The organism is Bacillus sp. FSL W8-0116, from assembly GCF_038003825.1.
GTDB lineage: Bacteria > Bacillota > Bacilli > Bacillales > DSM-4216 > Bacillus_O > Bacillus_O smithii.
This window is the reverse complement of record NZ_JBBOPY010000001.1, coordinates 2,104,479-2,119,638: the sequence shown is the minus strand read 5'-3', so window position 1 is coordinate 2,119,638 and position 15,160 is coordinate 2,104,479. Positions and strand designations below refer to the sequence as shown.

At 37.3% G+C, this 15,160-nt stretch carries 14 protein-coding genes and 1 pseudogene; 6 read left to right on the top strand and 9 right to left on the bottom strand.

The genetic code is table 11. The features are described 5' to 3' along the window. Nucleotides 1-159: 159 nt before the first annotated feature. Nucleotides 160-1,521 (top strand): IS4 family transposase, encoded by a 1,362-nt coding sequence (locus N1I86_RS10100; protein ID WP_341096126.1) that lies wholly within the window; start codon nt 160-162, stop codon nt 1,519-1,521. A gap of 182 nt (nt 1,522-1,703) precedes the next feature. On the opposite strand, the gene N1I86_RS10095 is transcribed toward N1I86_RS10100, so the two are convergent. The 3 genes from N1I86_RS10095 to N1I86_RS10085 form a co-directional block, all read right to left on the bottom strand. Further along, nucleotides 1,704-3,356 carry an IS1182 family transposase gene (locus tag N1I86_RS10095; protein ID WP_341094424.1) on the bottom strand — a complete coding sequence of 551 codons (1,653 nt, stop codon included), beginning with the start codon at nt 3,354-3,356 and terminating at the stop codon, nt 1,704-1,706. A 252-nt stretch (nt 3,357-3,608) separates the two neighbouring features. After that, the gene (locus N1I86_RS10090; protein WP_341096125.1) at nt 3,609-4,256 is read right to left on the bottom strand and encodes an NAD(P)-dependent oxidoreductase; all 648 of its coding nucleotides are present in this window, start codon (nt 4,254-4,256) and stop codon (nt 3,609-3,611) included. 97 nt (nt 4,257-4,353) lie between these two features. After that, a complete protein-coding gene (locus tag N1I86_RS10085) occupies nt 4,354-5,541 on the bottom strand; it encodes a YhgE/Pip domain-containing protein (RefSeq protein WP_341096124.1) in 1,188 nt (395 codons plus the stop codon). 177 nt (nt 5,542-5,718) lie between these two features. Here N1I86_RS10085 and N1I86_RS10080 point away from each other — a divergent pair, with 177 nt between their 5' ends. Then, nucleotides 5,719-6,900, top strand: coding sequence for an IS701 family transposase (locus tag N1I86_RS10080; protein ID WP_003353085.1), 1,182 nt, complete (start codon nt 5,719-5,721; stop codon nt 6,898-6,900). A gap of 40 nt (nt 6,901-6,940) precedes the next feature. Here the strand turns inward: N1I86_RS10080 and N1I86_RS10075 are convergent. The 4 genes and pseudogenes from N1I86_RS10075 to N1I86_RS10060 form a co-directional block, all read right to left on the bottom strand. Beyond that, nucleotides 6,941-7,750 (bottom strand): annotated as a pseudogene (locus N1I86_RS10075) (M30 family zinc metallopeptidase); the annotation flags it as partial. A 233-nt stretch (nt 7,751-7,983) separates the two neighbouring features. Beyond that, nucleotides 7,984-9,162, bottom strand: coding sequence for an RNA-guided endonuclease InsQ/TnpB family protein (locus N1I86_RS10070; protein WP_003353565.1), 1,179 nt, complete (start codon nt 9,160-9,162; stop codon nt 7,984-7,986). Further along, entirely contained in the window at nt 9,125-9,775 is a 651-nt protein-coding gene (locus tag N1I86_RS10065; RefSeq protein WP_341095540.1) for an IS607 family transposase, read from the bottom strand. The genes N1I86_RS10070 and N1I86_RS10065 overlap by 38 nt, the downstream gene beginning before the upstream one ends. 73 nt (nt 9,776-9,848) lie before the next feature. Continuing rightward, nucleotides 9,849-10,898 (bottom strand): hypothetical protein, encoded by a 1,050-nt coding sequence (locus tag N1I86_RS10060; protein ID WP_341096123.1) that lies wholly within the window; start codon nt 10,896-10,898, stop codon nt 9,849-9,851. 473 nt (nt 10,899-11,371) lie between these two features. Here N1I86_RS10060 and N1I86_RS10055 point away from each other — a divergent pair, with 473 nt between their 5' ends. From N1I86_RS10055 to N1I86_RS10040, 4 genes are all read left to right on the top strand, one after another. Next, nucleotides 11,372-11,623, top strand: a complete 252-nt coding sequence (locus tag N1I86_RS10055; RefSeq protein WP_341096121.1) for a hypothetical protein — start codon at nt 11,372-11,374, stop codon at nt 11,621-11,623. A 212-nt stretch (nt 11,624-11,835) separates the two neighbouring features. Beyond that, on the top strand, nt 11,836-12,288 hold the full coding sequence (locus N1I86_RS10050; protein ID WP_040341231.1) for a MerR family transcriptional regulator: 453 nt from the start codon (nt 11,836-11,838) through the stop codon (nt 12,286-12,288). Between the two features lie 360 nt (nt 12,289-12,648). Next, on the top strand, nt 12,649-13,230 hold the full coding sequence (locus N1I86_RS10045) for a DUF421 domain-containing protein (protein WP_003353986.1): 582 nt from the start codon (nt 12,649-12,651) through the stop codon (nt 13,228-13,230). Nucleotides 13,231-13,595: 365 nt separating this feature from the next. Next, the gene (locus tag N1I86_RS10040) at nt 13,596-14,240 is read left to right on the top strand and encodes an SDR family oxidoreductase (RefSeq protein WP_048622482.1); all 645 of its coding nucleotides are present in this window, start codon (nt 13,596-13,598) and stop codon (nt 14,238-14,240) included. A gap of 72 nt (nt 14,241-14,312) precedes the next feature. Here N1I86_RS10040 and N1I86_RS10035 read toward each other — a convergent pair whose 3' ends face one another. Together N1I86_RS10035 and N1I86_RS10030 are read right to left on the bottom strand one after the other, a co-directional pair. Beyond that, nucleotides 14,313-14,654: a VOC family protein gene (locus N1I86_RS10035; protein WP_315968615.1), complete on the bottom strand. Its 342-nt coding sequence runs from the start codon at nt 14,652-14,654 to the stop codon at nt 14,313-14,315. Nucleotides 14,655-14,965: 311 nt separating this feature from the next. Further along, nucleotides 14,966-15,106, bottom strand: a complete 141-nt coding sequence (locus N1I86_RS10030; RefSeq protein WP_003352379.1) for a ribbon-helix-helix protein, CopG family — start codon at nt 15,104-15,106, stop codon at nt 14,966-14,968. Nucleotides 15,107-15,160: the final 54 nt, after the last annotated feature.

The window sequence follows — 15,160 nt, the reverse complement described above, 5'->3', positions numbered from 1 at the left end:
AAATTTATGAATAATCCTTGATTTGATAGGTTTCTTTGGGTATCTCATATTCACTTGACACTGAAAAAATTCGTCTAAAAAACAAAAAGACACCTCTTTCTTTTGGTAAACTATTGGTGACCAAACCAAAAAAACCAAAGAAAGAAAGGTGTCACCATTATGATAACGAAAAAAGAGTATTTTGCGCAATTACCAAAAGAAATAAAAGACGGATTTTCTGAATTACAAATTGGTAATCATTTAAGAAAAACAGGAATTATCAAGGCTTGTGGTTATTCTTGTTTATCGATTTTTCAACTATTATTTCTTCTTGTTTTTCAATACAGAAACTGGTACCACGCCTTACAAAGCAAAAAGGCTGCCGATTTACCAGGAAAAGATACCATTTATCGTTTTTTGAACTCGTCTACGTATAACTGGAGAACCTTTTTACTATCTCTGAGCTCCGAAGTGATTCGTCGTGTGAAACAAACGATTTCGAAGCGCCGTGTTACCGTGTTTATTGTAGACGATTCGATTTATTCTCGTAACCGTAGTAAATCGGTTGAGCTTCTAGCTAAAGTATTCGATCATTCCACTCGTCAGTTTGTCAATGGTTTTCAACTATTAACGCTCGGATGGTCCGATGGCTTTACATTTGTACCTATCGATTTCGCTCTTTTGAGTTCAGCGAACCAAAAGAATCGCTTGAACGAAATCCATTCGTCCATTGATAAACGAACCACAGGCTACAAACGACGGCTCGAGGCATTGGAAGCAAAACCAAACATGGTGTTGAAATTAGTAGAACATGCATTGGATAAAGGAATTTTCGCTGATTATGTGCTCATGGATACATGGTTTACTCATGCCCCGTTGGTGGAGAAGATTCACTCCAAAGGCCTTTTTGTCATTGGTATGGTCAAACAGCTGAAACAACGGTATCTTTTCAACGGAGAACGTTTAACCTTGGAACAACTGTATCGAAAAGCGAAACGAGACATTGGCAAAAAAGAAACACTCGGCTCGATTCACGCAACCCTTCATACGGGTTTACCAGTGAAAATCGTGTTTGTGCGGAATCGAAACAACCAAAGTGAATGGCTAGCCATTTTGAGTACAGATACCACGCTGTCTAATGAAGAAATCGTTCGAATCTATGGGATGCGTTGGGACATTGAAACCTTTTTTAAATTCAGTAAATCGTTTTTACATTTAGCCAAAGAGTTTCAAGGTCGTTCCTATGACATGATGATTAGCCATACTACCATTGTCTTCACTCGGTATATCTTGATTGCTTGGCAACTTCGGAAAGAAGAGGATCCGAAGACCATGGGCAACTTATTCTTGTTTCTATGTGACGAAGTAAAGGAGATGGACTTTAAAACGGCTTTACTACAATTGATTTCTCTTTTCCAAACTTTGGCTGAAGCTAAGGTTTATTTGAGTATGGACATTTTTCAGTGTCAACTGTCCAATTGGATTACTTCTTTACCTCGTTATATCAAGGACTGTCTCCATATTTCTGTGTGCGAAAGTTGAGTTAATCATTTTTATTTTTTTTTATTAACTCCTAGACATTATAACATGTCTTGTAAAACTGTAAAGAATTTTTTTAAAATAAAATCTTATAATTTATTGTGAAAATATCATGATAGCAAAGAACGATTGGATACTGTTAAAACAATTTTTACTTTAAAACAAGAAAAGAGGCTGGGACAAAACTAGCTTCTAGATAGGAAAAAGGAGAATTTGAGCCAACTCAAATTCTCCTTTTTCCATTTATCCCCATTATTTTTGGTTAGTTGATCTTTGTTGGCCGTGTATTTTCGTAAATTCACGGCCATTAAGGCAATGCCCATTTCATTTTCCACTTTCGATTTTCCTCGAACGGAAAATCGAGTGAAACGCAAATTAGCCTTCAAGAATCCAAAAACTGGTTCTACGTCTATTTTACGTTGATGGAAAATAGAACCAGCTTTTTCTTCTGAAAGCTTCGCTCTTACATATTCTTTTTGTTGTTCCCATTTTTCATTCACCATGACCTTTCGGTGATTGCCTTCCTTTGCTTTTGTACATGATGAACGAAATGGACATCCTGAACAGTTTTCACATTCATAGATTTTCAATTCTCGTTTGAAACCGGTCTTATCTGTACGTACAGAACGATAACGGAAGGTTACTCGCTGCTGATTTGGACAAATGTAGGTATCACTTTCTTCGTCGTACATCCAATTGTCTGGATGAAATGGATTTTGTTTATATTTCTTCTTTTGTTCTTTCTCATACATGGTATATGGAATGAGTGCCTCACATTTTCGATTCGAAAGGATGTCTTCATAGTTTTGTTCACTACCATAACCAGCATCTGCGACAATATACTTTGGCAACGGAAAATAATCCTTTTCTATCTTATTCAAGAACGGAATTAATGTGCGTGTATCAGTAGGATTTGGAAAGATGCTATAAGCTAGTGCGTATTGACCTTCTGTTGCGATTTGTACATTGTATCCAGCTTTCAATTGACCGTTTTTCATATAGTCGTCTTTCATTCGCATGAACGTTGCATCTTGATCTGTTTTGGAATAACTGTTCCGTTCCCCCAAGATGTCCAAGTCTTTTTGGTATTTTTGTTTTCGTAGAATGAAGTCTATTAATTGTTTGTACGCTTGTTTTGGATATTTTCGTTCGCTTCTTAATGCTTTTCGTTCTGTGGCATCGGGCGATGTTTCTATCTTTTGGTCATATTCCTTAATGACTTCATCGACTTGTTGCACCATTTGAGCGAGTTCTTCAACGGACAGTTCTCCCTCATTTTCCCGCTCCATTTCAGGGATGATTTCTTTTTCTAATAGTTCGTTGTATAACTGATTGGACTTTTCAATTAAGTTTTGGTTGTATTTTTCAATGGATTTCTTCCATACGAAAGTAAATTTATTGGCATTCGCTTCAATCTTCGTACCATCGATAAAAATGGCTTCTTGATCGATTAACTTTTCTTCCACCAGTTGGCAACGGAATTGGACAAAACATTGACGAATTAATTCTTTTACTTCCGGATGCACACGAAAACGATTGATCGTCCGATAACTTGGTTCATATCCTTGTGCCAACCACATCATTCGTATACTGTCCTTTAATAGCGCTTCAATTTTTCGACCTGAAAAGACAGACTGCGAATAGGCACACAAAATAATTTTTAGCATCATGCGTGGATGATAAGCAGGACAACCTGTATTTCGAAGAAACGGCTGGAAGGCTTCATCTGGAATACTTTCAACTAAATGGTGAATGTGGAAGGCAATATCATTTTCTTGTAATTTTATTTCTAAATCTAGAGGCAAAACTAATTGATTCATGTTATAATATTTAAACATAAGGACCCTTCTTTCTGTTAGTTTTGGTGGTAACTTAATTTTAACAGAAGAGGTCCTTATTTTTTATTGAAAAATGAAGAACAGCCCATGAAATTTCATTCCAAAATTTCATGGGCTGTTTCCATTTTAGAGGGGGTTTTGTCCCAGCCTCTTTTAATGCCCGATGCGTTTGAAATTCCTGCATAAGTGACAACTACTGTAAAATTACTTTCTTTGATGAAACATTCTATCTGTTCAATTTCCTTTATTCTACTAATTCTTATTCGGTGTTGACGCCATGACAAGTTCTTTTCCATAAGTAGATGGATCTAGTAATGCTTTAAGCATTACTTGTGCCACATCTGCGCGATTTGTTCGAGGTACTCTAGGCATTTTATAACCAGTAGCTGCGTCACGAACAAGTGGATTTTCCATTTTCTCCCCGTTAAATAATGGACCGGGGTGAACCGTTGTCCAATCTAATCCGGAATCTTTAAATTTGATTTCGCCTGCCAAATGATCTTCAAAATTCCCTTTTAAGAAGCTGCGTGCAGCGAACCGATAAGGATAGCGTGTATTATCAAATGTATTTCCAACACCTAAAGCGGATAAACTTACGATTCGTTTTACATTTGCAGCCTTCATTGCTCTAATTAAATTTGGTATCACCCATTCAAATAATTTATCATTGCGATTTGATATAGAGTTGCCAATTGCCATCAACACGGCATCAACGCCTTTCAGTGCTGCAGTCAACGATTCAATATCATCTAAATTACCCTTGAAAACTGTTAAATTCTTTTGTGTTGGTATAGCCTCAGGACGTCTGACATAAACGCTTACCTCGTAACCTTTTTCTAAACTTTGTTTCACTAATTCTTGACCAGTTCTGCCAGTTGCACCTATTACTAATACTTTCATCACGTTTCCACTCCTTTAATAGCAAAAGTATATCTGTAAACTCCATACGATAGTCTATCGTATGGAGTTACAGATTTAGCATCTTTCTATTTCTTTACTATTGAGAATCAGTTACTGATTCAGTTTCAGTTTCTTTTTTCTTTTTGAAAACAGTAGCCAATATGACAATCATGCTTGTTAACCCAATCCAAACTTGTGTTGAAACAATATCCCATGATATTTCTGTACTAAAGAAGAAAAGTTTTCGTAAACCTTCAATCATAAATCGCATTGGCAGCCAAGGATATACCCAATCTTTGTAGAATGAAGACATCATTTCAGGTGCTAATGCAAGTAAAGGGGCTCCGAAGAATAATATTAAGACAAAGAGAAGCATTCCTCTAAACCCGATCAATGAAAATACTGCTAACATCATTAAGATAAAACTAAATGATGAAACAGCCAAGAATAATGCTGTATCCATGAAATCTGGAATATTGAGCCCGACTATCCCCCCTGCTATCCAGGTAAAGCCAAAGCCGATGACTATTGATACAAAAGTAGCCATTAAAATTTGCCCTATTTTTGTCCAAAGTCTTTCTTTTCTAGTAGCGAGTGTCATTTTATTAACGGCAAAAAAGAGAATAGCTGCAGTAACCAAACTTCCCATCCACAATGGCTGGAACAAAATCATAGGAGCGTTTCCGTTTGCAGTATGGGTTCCAACTTCATTTACATTTGTGACTTTCTTTGAGATTGGAACTGCAAGGATTTCTGCCTGTTTAGTTGTCAAAGTTGCTCCTTGTTTTTCAAATCCAGCAAGCACTTGTTGGCGGACAAAGTTGTTCATGTTGTCCACTACTCCATTTAAGACTTGCCCCGCTATGGTAGCAGCTTGCATATTCATTCCTTGATTAATAAATATTAGTACTTCAGGTGTCGATGGTACTGGTGTCTGTAATGATGCTAGCTTCACACTAAAATCTTTTGGAATGACTAAAGCCGCATAATACTTTTGATCGTCTAACCCTTTTTGTACTTCCTCATTACTCTTTACTTCTATCCACTTTACGACAGAATCTTCATCCTTAGTTGATGCCGTAGATTCTTGTATCATGTCAACAATTGTTTGCCCCATATTCATCGTTGGTTGATTAGGAATTTCCACTCCCTCATCCTCATTAACGATGGCAATAGGTAGATTCTTCGGTTGTGGCTGGACCGATGGAAATAATGTCATTGAAAACAGAAAAATAGTTGCCAATGCAATGAGCGGCAAAGCTAATACTAATTTATTTTTAAACATTTTAATCCTCCTTTTTTATACCCAAACAAACAACGTGTTGTTTTTGTATTGTATTTACAACTGTAGATGAGCAAATTCGCTAACATAAATTTACAACCAAACAAAAAAGAAGACATGAACCCGATTCCTTGGTTAGAATAGATGTGCCACAACTACTCACAAGGGGGTTCATGTCTCATGAATAGATTAGCACATCACCTAGGAATCCACAAGTTTTTGACGATGTTGGGGTTGGCACTTTATTTCTCAAAACCTGTCATGAAGCATCTCGTTCATATCGTGGATGCGATGATTACAAAGGGCTTTTCGGGAACACTGACCGATCTACATCACGGGAGTTTTCATCCGAACCATCGCACGACACTCAGCCATTTTTTCACGAAAAGCCCATGGGAAGAAGAGACGTTGCTTCGCAAACTCCAGCAGTGGGTGCTTCATCGTGTCGAACGCAGCTCGAAACGAGAGAATCAACCCATTTTTGTTTCGATCGATGATACGATTTGCCAAAAAACGAAGCCCTCGTCACGGGCAACACACGCCATTCAAGGGTGTGATTGGCACTATTCTCACGCAGAGAAAAAGTCGATCTGGGGACATTCTCTCGTTTGGCTCATGGTTCATACGATGACCCAAGCGTTTCCTTTTGCCTTTCGCCTCTACGACAAGACGGCGGGGAAAAGCAAAGGGGAACTCGCGATCGAGATGCTTTCTTCGTTGGATGTGAGTCGACCCGTTTATGTGCTCATGGACTCTTGGTATCCATCGAAAACCCTCGTGGGAGCCTGCTTGAAAAAAGGGTTCCACGTCATCGCGATGCTCAAGACGAATCGGATTCTCTATCCAAAAGGGACGGCCATTCAAGCAAAGGAATTTGCCAAATCTATGGAGCCACGGGATACCCGCCTCGTCACGGTGGGAAAAGAGCGTTATCGGGTGTATCGCTACGAAGGTGCTCTGAACGGTCTCAAGGATGCCGTGGTGCTGCTCGCATGGAAAGCCGATCAGCCGATGACACCGAAACATCTTCATTGCGTCTTGAGCACCGATCGCGAGCTAAGCGATGAAGACATCTTGTGCTACTATGCCGAGCGTTGGTCGATCGAATGTTTTTTCCGTCAAGCGAAAGACCAGCTGAAACTCGATGGATACCGCGTTCGCGGGCGTCGGGCGGTGAAACGGTATTGGATCTTGGTGCAACTTGCGTATGTGTACAGCATGTTCGAGTCGAACAGTGATGTTTCGGATGGGCTCGATCTCCTGCGCAAGAGAAAAGGACATAGCCTCGTGGAGTTCATTTATCGTGCAGCAAAACAAAATATTCCCATTGATGCCGTGAAAAAACAGCTCCACGTGGCATAAGGGGTACCCCGTTTGTCTCTTTTTCGTATGGTAATCATTGTTAATAAAAATGCTCATCTACAGTTTTATTATTTGGATCAGCGGTTCCGGTCACAGACGTGTCATGATCGCCGACTTTATTCACGGATGGTTTCGTAGGTTGTTGTACAGTGGTGCCTTGATCTTTTGTTAAAAACGTATAAGTAACATCTGATCCTTTATCTGCAGGGATACTATAGTCTTCAGGCGAACGAACCTTTTTAACAACCGCTCCCCCGCCATTCAAATAAAGTGAACTTCCGCTGTAGATTTTTTCCTGCAGTGAGTCGAAAGCCGGATTCCCTTTAAATCCGTATAATCCGGATTTTTGTTTCAATAGAAGCGCCGCTCTAAAATCTGTCATAAATTTTCCAAATGTAAGATTTGGATCAATATATTTTTGGATCATATCGTGCACGGCTTGGTAATCGCTGTGTGGATCATCTATCAGCTCTTTAAAAATTCGATTCCCTTGTCCGCATTGAATCTTGAAATATTGCATAAACAAATAGGATAGAGAGTAATTGGCTAAAGTATCCCCATCATAATCCCAATATAGGAGTGAATGTCCATTTGTAATATCCGTATCATAATTATAGTAATCAATTCGATCTTGCAGAGCTTGATTTTCGTAAATTTGTTCGGCGGCCATGGAAAGCCCTTCGTCCATCCATGTATCCATAGGATCTTTCTTTTGAATCAATACTTTCTCGTTGAAATTAATCATATGTTGAAATTCGTGGACAAGCGTCGAGTAAGCAGCAGAGACATCTTTATTTGAGCTCGTCCCCATCGTTGGATATGTATCGATATAAAAGATTTCAGATTGATTGGAATCAGGAACAGCATAAAGATCCGCTGGATTAAAATAACCTGCAACATATCCGTTACAGAAAACTTATAAAAAGTTATAATTTCCTACAACTTTTATGTTTCATTACTTCTTCATCGTGTCTGCTTTCACGTCTATCTATTAAACAGATCGCTACTTGCATTTGGTGTAACACTCCAAAGTCGTAAATTCCCGACTAACGAATCGGTACATGTCTGCATTAACTTGCATTGTTAAGATGCAGATTCTAAAACATTTTCACCATATTTTTTAAGATTTATAGACGCTTGATAATCTCGATCAACAATATTTCCACATTCGCATTCAAAAGTTCTATCGGATAACTTCAAGTCTTTTTTAACTTTTCCGCAACAAGAACACAACTTAGAACTTGGAAACCATCTATCCGCCAAAATGAAGCGAATATTATTCCAATTTGACTTGTATTCAATTTGTCTTCTAAATTCATGGAAACACTGTTGTTGAACAGATTCAGCTAAATGTTTATTTTTCATCATACCTTTTACATTCAAATCTTCTAAAACAATAAACATTGGTTTTCTGTTTACGATTTCAGAAGTGATTTGATGTATGTAGTTATGACGAATATTCGTTAGTCTTCGTGAAACTTTTAAAAGTTGCTTTTCACTTTTTATAATGTTGTTGGTTTTCCTGTAACGGTTTCCCTCCCTTCCTTTTTCATATTTTCTTGAAATTTTACGTTGCAACCTGCGCTTTTTCTTTTCTAATTGCCTAATTCTTTTTGTTTTATTAATATTTCCATAAACTTTACCATCAGAACAAACAGCTAAATCTTTTATTCCTAAGTCAATACCTATCCCTTCTGTTTTTGAAGGAGAATAATCACTATCTGTTTCTATTCCAACAGATACCCACCAATTCAAACCATCAAATGTAAATCGAGGATTCATATACTTAACATTTTCACCAAATGGAATACGTCCTTTTTCTGCTAATCGAATCCAATTTATCTTTTGTTTATTCGACTTTTTACTTGAAGCAAATCCCTCTACTTTAACATGTGTTTTTGTGAATTTGATTTTCACATTATCCTGATAAAAACTAGGTATAGATTTCTTTTTCCTTTTAAATTTTGGATATTTTGATAGTCCTTTAAAAAATCGTTTGTAAGCATCACAAGCATCTTTAATAGCTTGTTTCGTTACATTATTACTTACATTATTCAGCCAATTAAATTCATCAAGCTTTTTCATTTGAGTAAACTGTTTTCTCAAAGTTGAATCATTGATGAATTTACCACCATTTTGATAATTTTCTTGTTGCTTTGCAATTGTCCAATTATAAGCAAATCTAGCTGTATTCGCATATAGAAATAATTTAGTTTTTTGCTTATTATTTGGTTTCAACATCCCTTTTATTGACTTTATCATTTAGCAACTCCTCATTTTCCTCAATTAATTCATCTACTAACTTTCTAGTTTTATTAGCACGTTTTCCTTGTAATCTACAACTAAATACTGTAACAATCTGTATTAAATCTTCTACAAGTTCTTGTTCATCTGTTTTTTCATTGCTATCTAAAACTTCAATCTCACACCCATTAAGGTTTGCCATATACTCAACCAATTCAAAACCAAATCTAAGAAGCCTATCTTTATGGAATACTACTATTTTATCTACTTCTTTGTTATTTATCATTTTGATTAGTTGACGCAAACCTTTTTTCTTGTAATTAATCCCACTACCAATGTCTTGAATGATTTCATATTCAACATTTAACGATTCTAAATATTTTTTCATATTTTCAACTTGTCTTTGCAAATCATCTTTTTGTTTATTAGAAGAAACTCTGCAATAACCAACCACTTTTTGACTAGTTTCTTTAATACCAAGTACCTCTTTAAGTTGATCGTGAGAATAATATCTATAGCCGTTTGAGCCAGTATGATGTGGTTTTAATTTTCCACTTTTGTCCCAATTTCTTAAAGTTTGTGGCGTTCGATTGATTAATTTGGAAAATTCATGAATGCTATAATATCTCATGCTATATTCCTCCTTAAATTAAATATAGCATGAAAAAATTAAAGTAAATAAAAATTTTATAACTTTTTATAAGTTATTTAAAACTGTTTAAGCCTCCGCTTTCATTAAATCCATCTTGTATATCATACACAAGAATATCCACTTTTCCGTTTCCGTCTACATCTGATTCATTCCCGAAATTTTCTACATCTAAAGGGTGAATTTTATCGTCAAATTCTTTTCCGAGTTGCTCTGCTTCTTCTTGTGTAATTTGATTATTATTTACCCATACGTTTGAGTGTGAACCACTATAACTCAAAGTTGCCTTAATTTGATAATCTTGATTCGTTACAAGATTGGAAACCCAAAAATTCTTGCTGTCTCCTACTTGATATAATGGGCGGATTGATTTGGCCTCTCTTTTTATGAAGTTATTTTTATATTTTTTGGCGTCAAAAGGTTTCACATAGTCCATTTTATAGGCGCTTTTTGCGATGTTTTTGTTTAACGAATATTGATCATTATTGATTTTAAATGAACCGGAATTTTCGATTTGATCGCCATTGGTGGATTCGTTGCTAATCAACACATAATGATTAGAATCTGAGGTCGTTGATTCTTTACAAAATGGATTATTCACTTTAAAATAAGTGACATCAGAGTAGTATGAAGCATATAAGCTAGGTATAACTCCTACTCTCATATAAATATAAGGATCATTTTCATAGACCGACTTACCGATAATGGTTTCTAAAGAAAAGCTGCCCACCAGATACTTCACATTAAAAGTTGAGCTTCCTAAATACGACATGGAACCATTATCATTCTTATAAAATTCGATATTAAGATAGGCATCTTTATTTGTTGTATTACTTTGATACCCAAGTAGGACTTCCATATCCGAATTCGAATAATCAACTGTGTTGTTGTAAGTCAGGTAATGAGATTGACCGTAGCTATCCGATAAAACTCCAAGGTATTGTCCAGGTGAAACGAATGGGTAATCATCAGGATTCTTATAATCTTGATCCGTTTCTTGCTTAGCTTTCAAAGGCTTAGTAAATTGATTAGAAATTTTTTCTGGATATAAGATTTTTGAAGGCTTGTTGATACCCTTTTCATTTGCATGCGCTCCTATAGGCAATGAAAACACTAATAGAATGGAATGAAGTAAGTAGCTCCATTTTTTTAATGACCGCTAGACGATTCCTCCCTAGATATGCTATCTTTTAAATTTTAATTCATTTTTCCGTATTTTAACAGATTGAAATATAAAAAAATAGTTCTTTTGCGCTAAAAATAAGTATTTTGCATACAAATAGTATACTTCTAATCTAATAAATGTAAAATCAATTCTAAAAATTCTCAAAACGAATCGATCGTTTTGTCTGAAATTTTTTTGTTTCCGATTTCGTTTTTGTACTACGAAAAACGGGGAAAAGTAATTGGGCAAGTATCCATAAATTTTTAACATTCGCAACGATGCGCGCGATGAACGAGGCATCATATAAATCCAAAGGTTCGGAATTTCCCTAAGGATCAAGGCTTCAACCATTTGATCACGATAAAGAGGGATGATCCCCAAAGGATTTTTGTGTTATTGCGGAGCGGGTTTCAGTGGATCGTGCCGGATGCCGCGCGAAAAAATTCTTGGAAACGATAAAAGAGAGAGGAGATGAAATAGTGAAAGATGCGGAGCGATCTCTTTCAAAAAACATCGTCTTAGCCATTTTGGATACAGTCACATTGGGCATTCCCATTTATGCTGTCAATTTTATAAAGCGGCCAAAAAAGACATTAAAAATTTCTTTCATTGTTATTCCCGTTGTTTCGATTATTGCTTGGTTGATTGCATCATGGAGTGAATGAAGCCCTGGAAGTAAGGGCTTTTTATTTTGTCTTTTTCGTTGGAAAAGACGAGCATTCCGTATGAAAGAGAGATAGAACAATTCTGTGAACTTGGTTTTGGACAGGGGAAAGCGCTCATATCGGTTCCCGTTTTTCATGTATAATAAATAGAAGAACGGATTTCATCCCCTTCATCGAGGAGATGCAGTCAGAAGGAGATTTAGGTGAGGAACATGGATGAATTAAAAATAGATGACGTGGCCAAGCAAAGCGGTTTAACGAAACGAACGATTCGATACTATGAACAAATTGGGCTTCTGCCTTCTCCTCCGAGAAGCAAAGGGGGAATTAGACTTTATTCACAACAGCATGTTGAGTTTTTAAAGAAAATTACGAACGCAAAAGAAGTGTTGGGATTTACTCTTCAAGAGCTGCAACATTTTATTTCTTTAAGCAATACATTGGAACAGCAGAGAGTAAAATACAGACAGGTAAAAGGAACAAGCGAACAAAAAGACAAAGCGGAGGATTTAATTCAAGCCTTAACCGATCTTTTAAATACAGTCGATGCGCAATTATTGCTCATTGAACAGAAAAAGGAAAAGATTTTAAAAGTGGAGTCGGAATTGATGGACTTAAAAAACAGGGCGGAAAAGGCCATTGAACGATTGGAAAAGGAGAAATAAGATAAGATGACCATCTACAAGGGGTCAACTCCCGCAAATGGTTGGTTGGAGATAACGAGCTGTTCGGGGTAGTTTCTCCGCCGCCTGGATTTCGTTTGACCTTTGTGTCTCGAAGGGTAGAGGATTTCTGACCATTGATGCAAGATCTTTTTCAAGCATAGTTGAATTCAGTGGAAAACCTGAGTCAACTGTGCTTTTTTATTTAGGATGAGAAATTAAATGGTTTCAAGAAAGGGAAAGAAGAACTTGGTTCATATCGGAAGCAGCACACTCATAGCACCTTTGGGCATCTGGATTCATACATGCATGTTCCAAGCGCAGCCTACACATATTATTGAATAATGGGACGAGAAGGGAGTTATGGTGTTTCTTGGTACTATTGGAAAAGCTTTATTTCTTATCTTTGCTGGCATACTGCTCCTTCGGATTGCAGGAAGAAAAACTATTTCACAAATGACGTTGCCGGAAACGATTATCATCATATCGATAGGGACGATTATTGTAGAGCCGGTGGCGCAAGAAAGCCTCTTAGGCACCATTTTGGCGTCTTCCACATTTATCGTGGCATTGGTCGTGACCGAATTTTTGCAGATGAAGTTGAATCGATTGGAAACATTTATATCCGGAAAAGCGATGGTCGTCATTCAAAATGGACAAATTCAAACGGATGCGCTGCGTAAACTTCGATTAACATTGGATCAGTTGGAATTGCGTCTTCGTCAGCAAGGCATTGCCAATTTTTCTGATATAAAAACAGCTACGATTGAACCAAGCAGACAATTAGGATATGAGTTGACAGAGGATGCCAAGCCTTTAACCGTGGGGGAGTTTAAAAAGTTGATGCAAGCCTATATAAAGAATGAAGAATCTAAAGAAAGCTCCCAAATAAATATTTTTGATGAAATTATAGAGAAAAAGTCTACTCCTGATTCATTGAAATAAAAGAATGGCTCAGACATTTAGGCGCCGGAGGGAAAGAGCTGTTTCTTACCATTCATTTTAGTAATAAAAAGTTGAACGTGGGAAGCGGTGATTCATTTGCTAATGATCTAAACTTTTGTACAGAATGATTCGATATCAGCAAAGGGCGCCTATTGTAAATTTTTTGTTGAAGCTGATGTGGACATTGCAAGTGATCAAACGATGCATGATATAATAAATTGAAACGTAAATGGGGAGTATGTCCCATGATAGTGGATGGAATATATCGGTTTGTTTCGTTTGCATAGCTCGGGCCAGAAGAGATAAAAAGCAATGAAACATCAGGTTTTGTTTAAGAAGGATAAGAATGGGAGGAGTTGGGAATCTTGAAAGTTTTGGTTGTTGGAGCGAATGGCCAAGTTGGGCAGCATGTTGTTCGGTTATTAAAAGAAAGCAATGAACATACAGTGCGAGCGATGGTCAGAAAAGAAGAACAGGCTCAATCTTTCGAAAAATTGGGTGTAGAAACAGCTATTGCCGATTTGGAAGACAGCGTGGACAAAATTGCGGAAGCGGCGGAAGGCTGTGAAGCCATTGTCTTTACTGCCGGCTCCGGTGGGCATACAGGAGCAGACAAAACGCTGTTGGTGGATTTGGATGGAGCTGTGAAAACAATGGACGCTGCCGAAAAATTGTGGATCAAGCGGTTTATTATGGTGAGCGCCATTCAGGCCCACAATCGAAAAAACTGGAACGAGGCCATCAAGCCGTACTATGTGGCTAAACACTATGCGGATATTATGCTGGAACAAAGCAGTTTAGCCTATACCATTATCCGGCCGGGAGGATTGTTGAACGAACCGGGAACAGGAAAGATTTTTGCGGCTGAAAATTTAAATAGAGGGACGATTTCGCGGGAGGATGTGGCGAAAACGATTGTAGCCTCTCTGGATGAGGAAAATACGTATTATCGCTCCTTTGATCTTATTTCCGGTGAAATTCCGATTGCGGATGCTTTGAAAAACCTATAGTCTTTTTTAAAAAGCCCTCCATCCGTATTTCAGAATCTCTTTGATACGGATCAAGGGCTTCTTTTTTTGCCATTATTTTTGATAATTCAAAAGCCAGCCTATGCCGTACTTGTCTATTACATTGGCATGGAGAGCGCCCCAAAACGTATCTTGCAGTTCTAAAATCGCTTGGCCGTCGGCAACCAATGATTGATATACTTTACGAATTTCTTCTTCACTGTCAAATTCGATCGTGATTTTGACATTATCCCCTTTTTCCACACGGCCGAAAGGATCGGAGAAATGGATGATGCTGTTTCCAAGATGCAGCTTGGCATGCAAACATTTGCCTTCATGGCCTTTAAACATTTCGACATCGTCTGCTAATTGAACATTTTTAATTTCTCCGCCCAATACTTCTTGATAATAATTCAATCCTCTTGACAATTTTCCACAATGATATAAGGATTGACGCTTTTCATATTTTATCCTTTGCCACTCAGAAGCGATAGTTTCAGTATAGCAACTTCCTATCTGATTTAAACTTTTGGCTTTTTTATATTTCTTCTGCCAAATGGATGAGATGAAGTAATTCAAGCAGATTTTCATGTTGAAACAGAATAACGTTGGTAGATAAGGATTATTTAACGTCTTTCCGAAAGAAGTCTCCCATCCTCTAGGAATGTGAAGGTGCGAATAGCACCAATGAGTAGGTGGAGATGAATTTCGGTTGGCTTTAGCCAAAGTTATTTTTCCAATCCCTTTCTCAACAATTCTAAGATTGCGGCTGTTCTAGTTGGAATCCCATTTTCTTTTTGATATTGCTCCAATTTTTCTAATATCGTCTTAGGCATACGAATTTCTACACGTTCTTTCTCTTCTCTCATGATTATCACCTCATATTGATTGTACGGATTTTTTACGGTATAATCAATATATAC

What these genes read in the sequence shown, in the direction of transcription:
- N1I86_RS10045 (WP_003353986.1), top strand. Translation starts at nt 12,649, where the DNA reads ATGGTGTTTCTTGGTACTATTGGAAAAGCTTTATTTCTTATCTTTGCT.
- N1I86_RS10080 (WP_003353085.1), top strand. Translation starts at nt 5,719, where the DNA reads ATGAATAGATTAGCACATCACCTAGGAATCCACAAGTTTTTGACGATG.
- N1I86_RS10085 (WP_341096124.1), bottom strand. Translation starts at nt 5,541, where the DNA reads ATGTTTAAAAATAAATTAGTATTAGCTTTGCCGCTCATTGCATTGGCA.
- N1I86_RS10030 (WP_003352379.1), bottom strand. Translation starts at nt 15,106, where the DNA reads ATGAGAGAAGAGAAAGAACGTGTAGAAATTCGTATGCCTAAGACGATA.
- N1I86_RS10100 (WP_341096126.1), top strand. Translation starts at nt 160, where the DNA reads ATGATAACGAAAAAAGAGTATTTTGCGCAATTACCAAAAGAAATAAAA.
- N1I86_RS10065 (WP_341095540.1), bottom strand. Translation starts at nt 9,775, where the DNA reads ATGAGATATTATAGCATTCATGAATTTTCCAAATTAATCAATCGAACG.
- N1I86_RS10090 (WP_341096125.1), bottom strand. Translation starts at nt 4,256, where the DNA reads ATGAAAGTATTAGTAATAGGTGCAACTGGCAGAACTGGTCAAGAATTA.
- N1I86_RS10050 (WP_040341231.1), top strand. Translation starts at nt 11,836, where the DNA reads ATGGATGAATTAAAAATAGATGACGTGGCCAAGCAAAGCGGTTTAACG.
- N1I86_RS10095 (WP_341094424.1), bottom strand. Translation starts at nt 3,356, where the DNA reads ATGTTTAAATATTATAACATGAATCAATTAGTTTTGCCTCTAGATTTA.
- N1I86_RS10070 (WP_003353565.1), bottom strand. Translation starts at nt 9,162, where the DNA reads ATGATAAAGTCAATAAAAGGGATGTTGAAACCAAATAATAAGCAAAAA.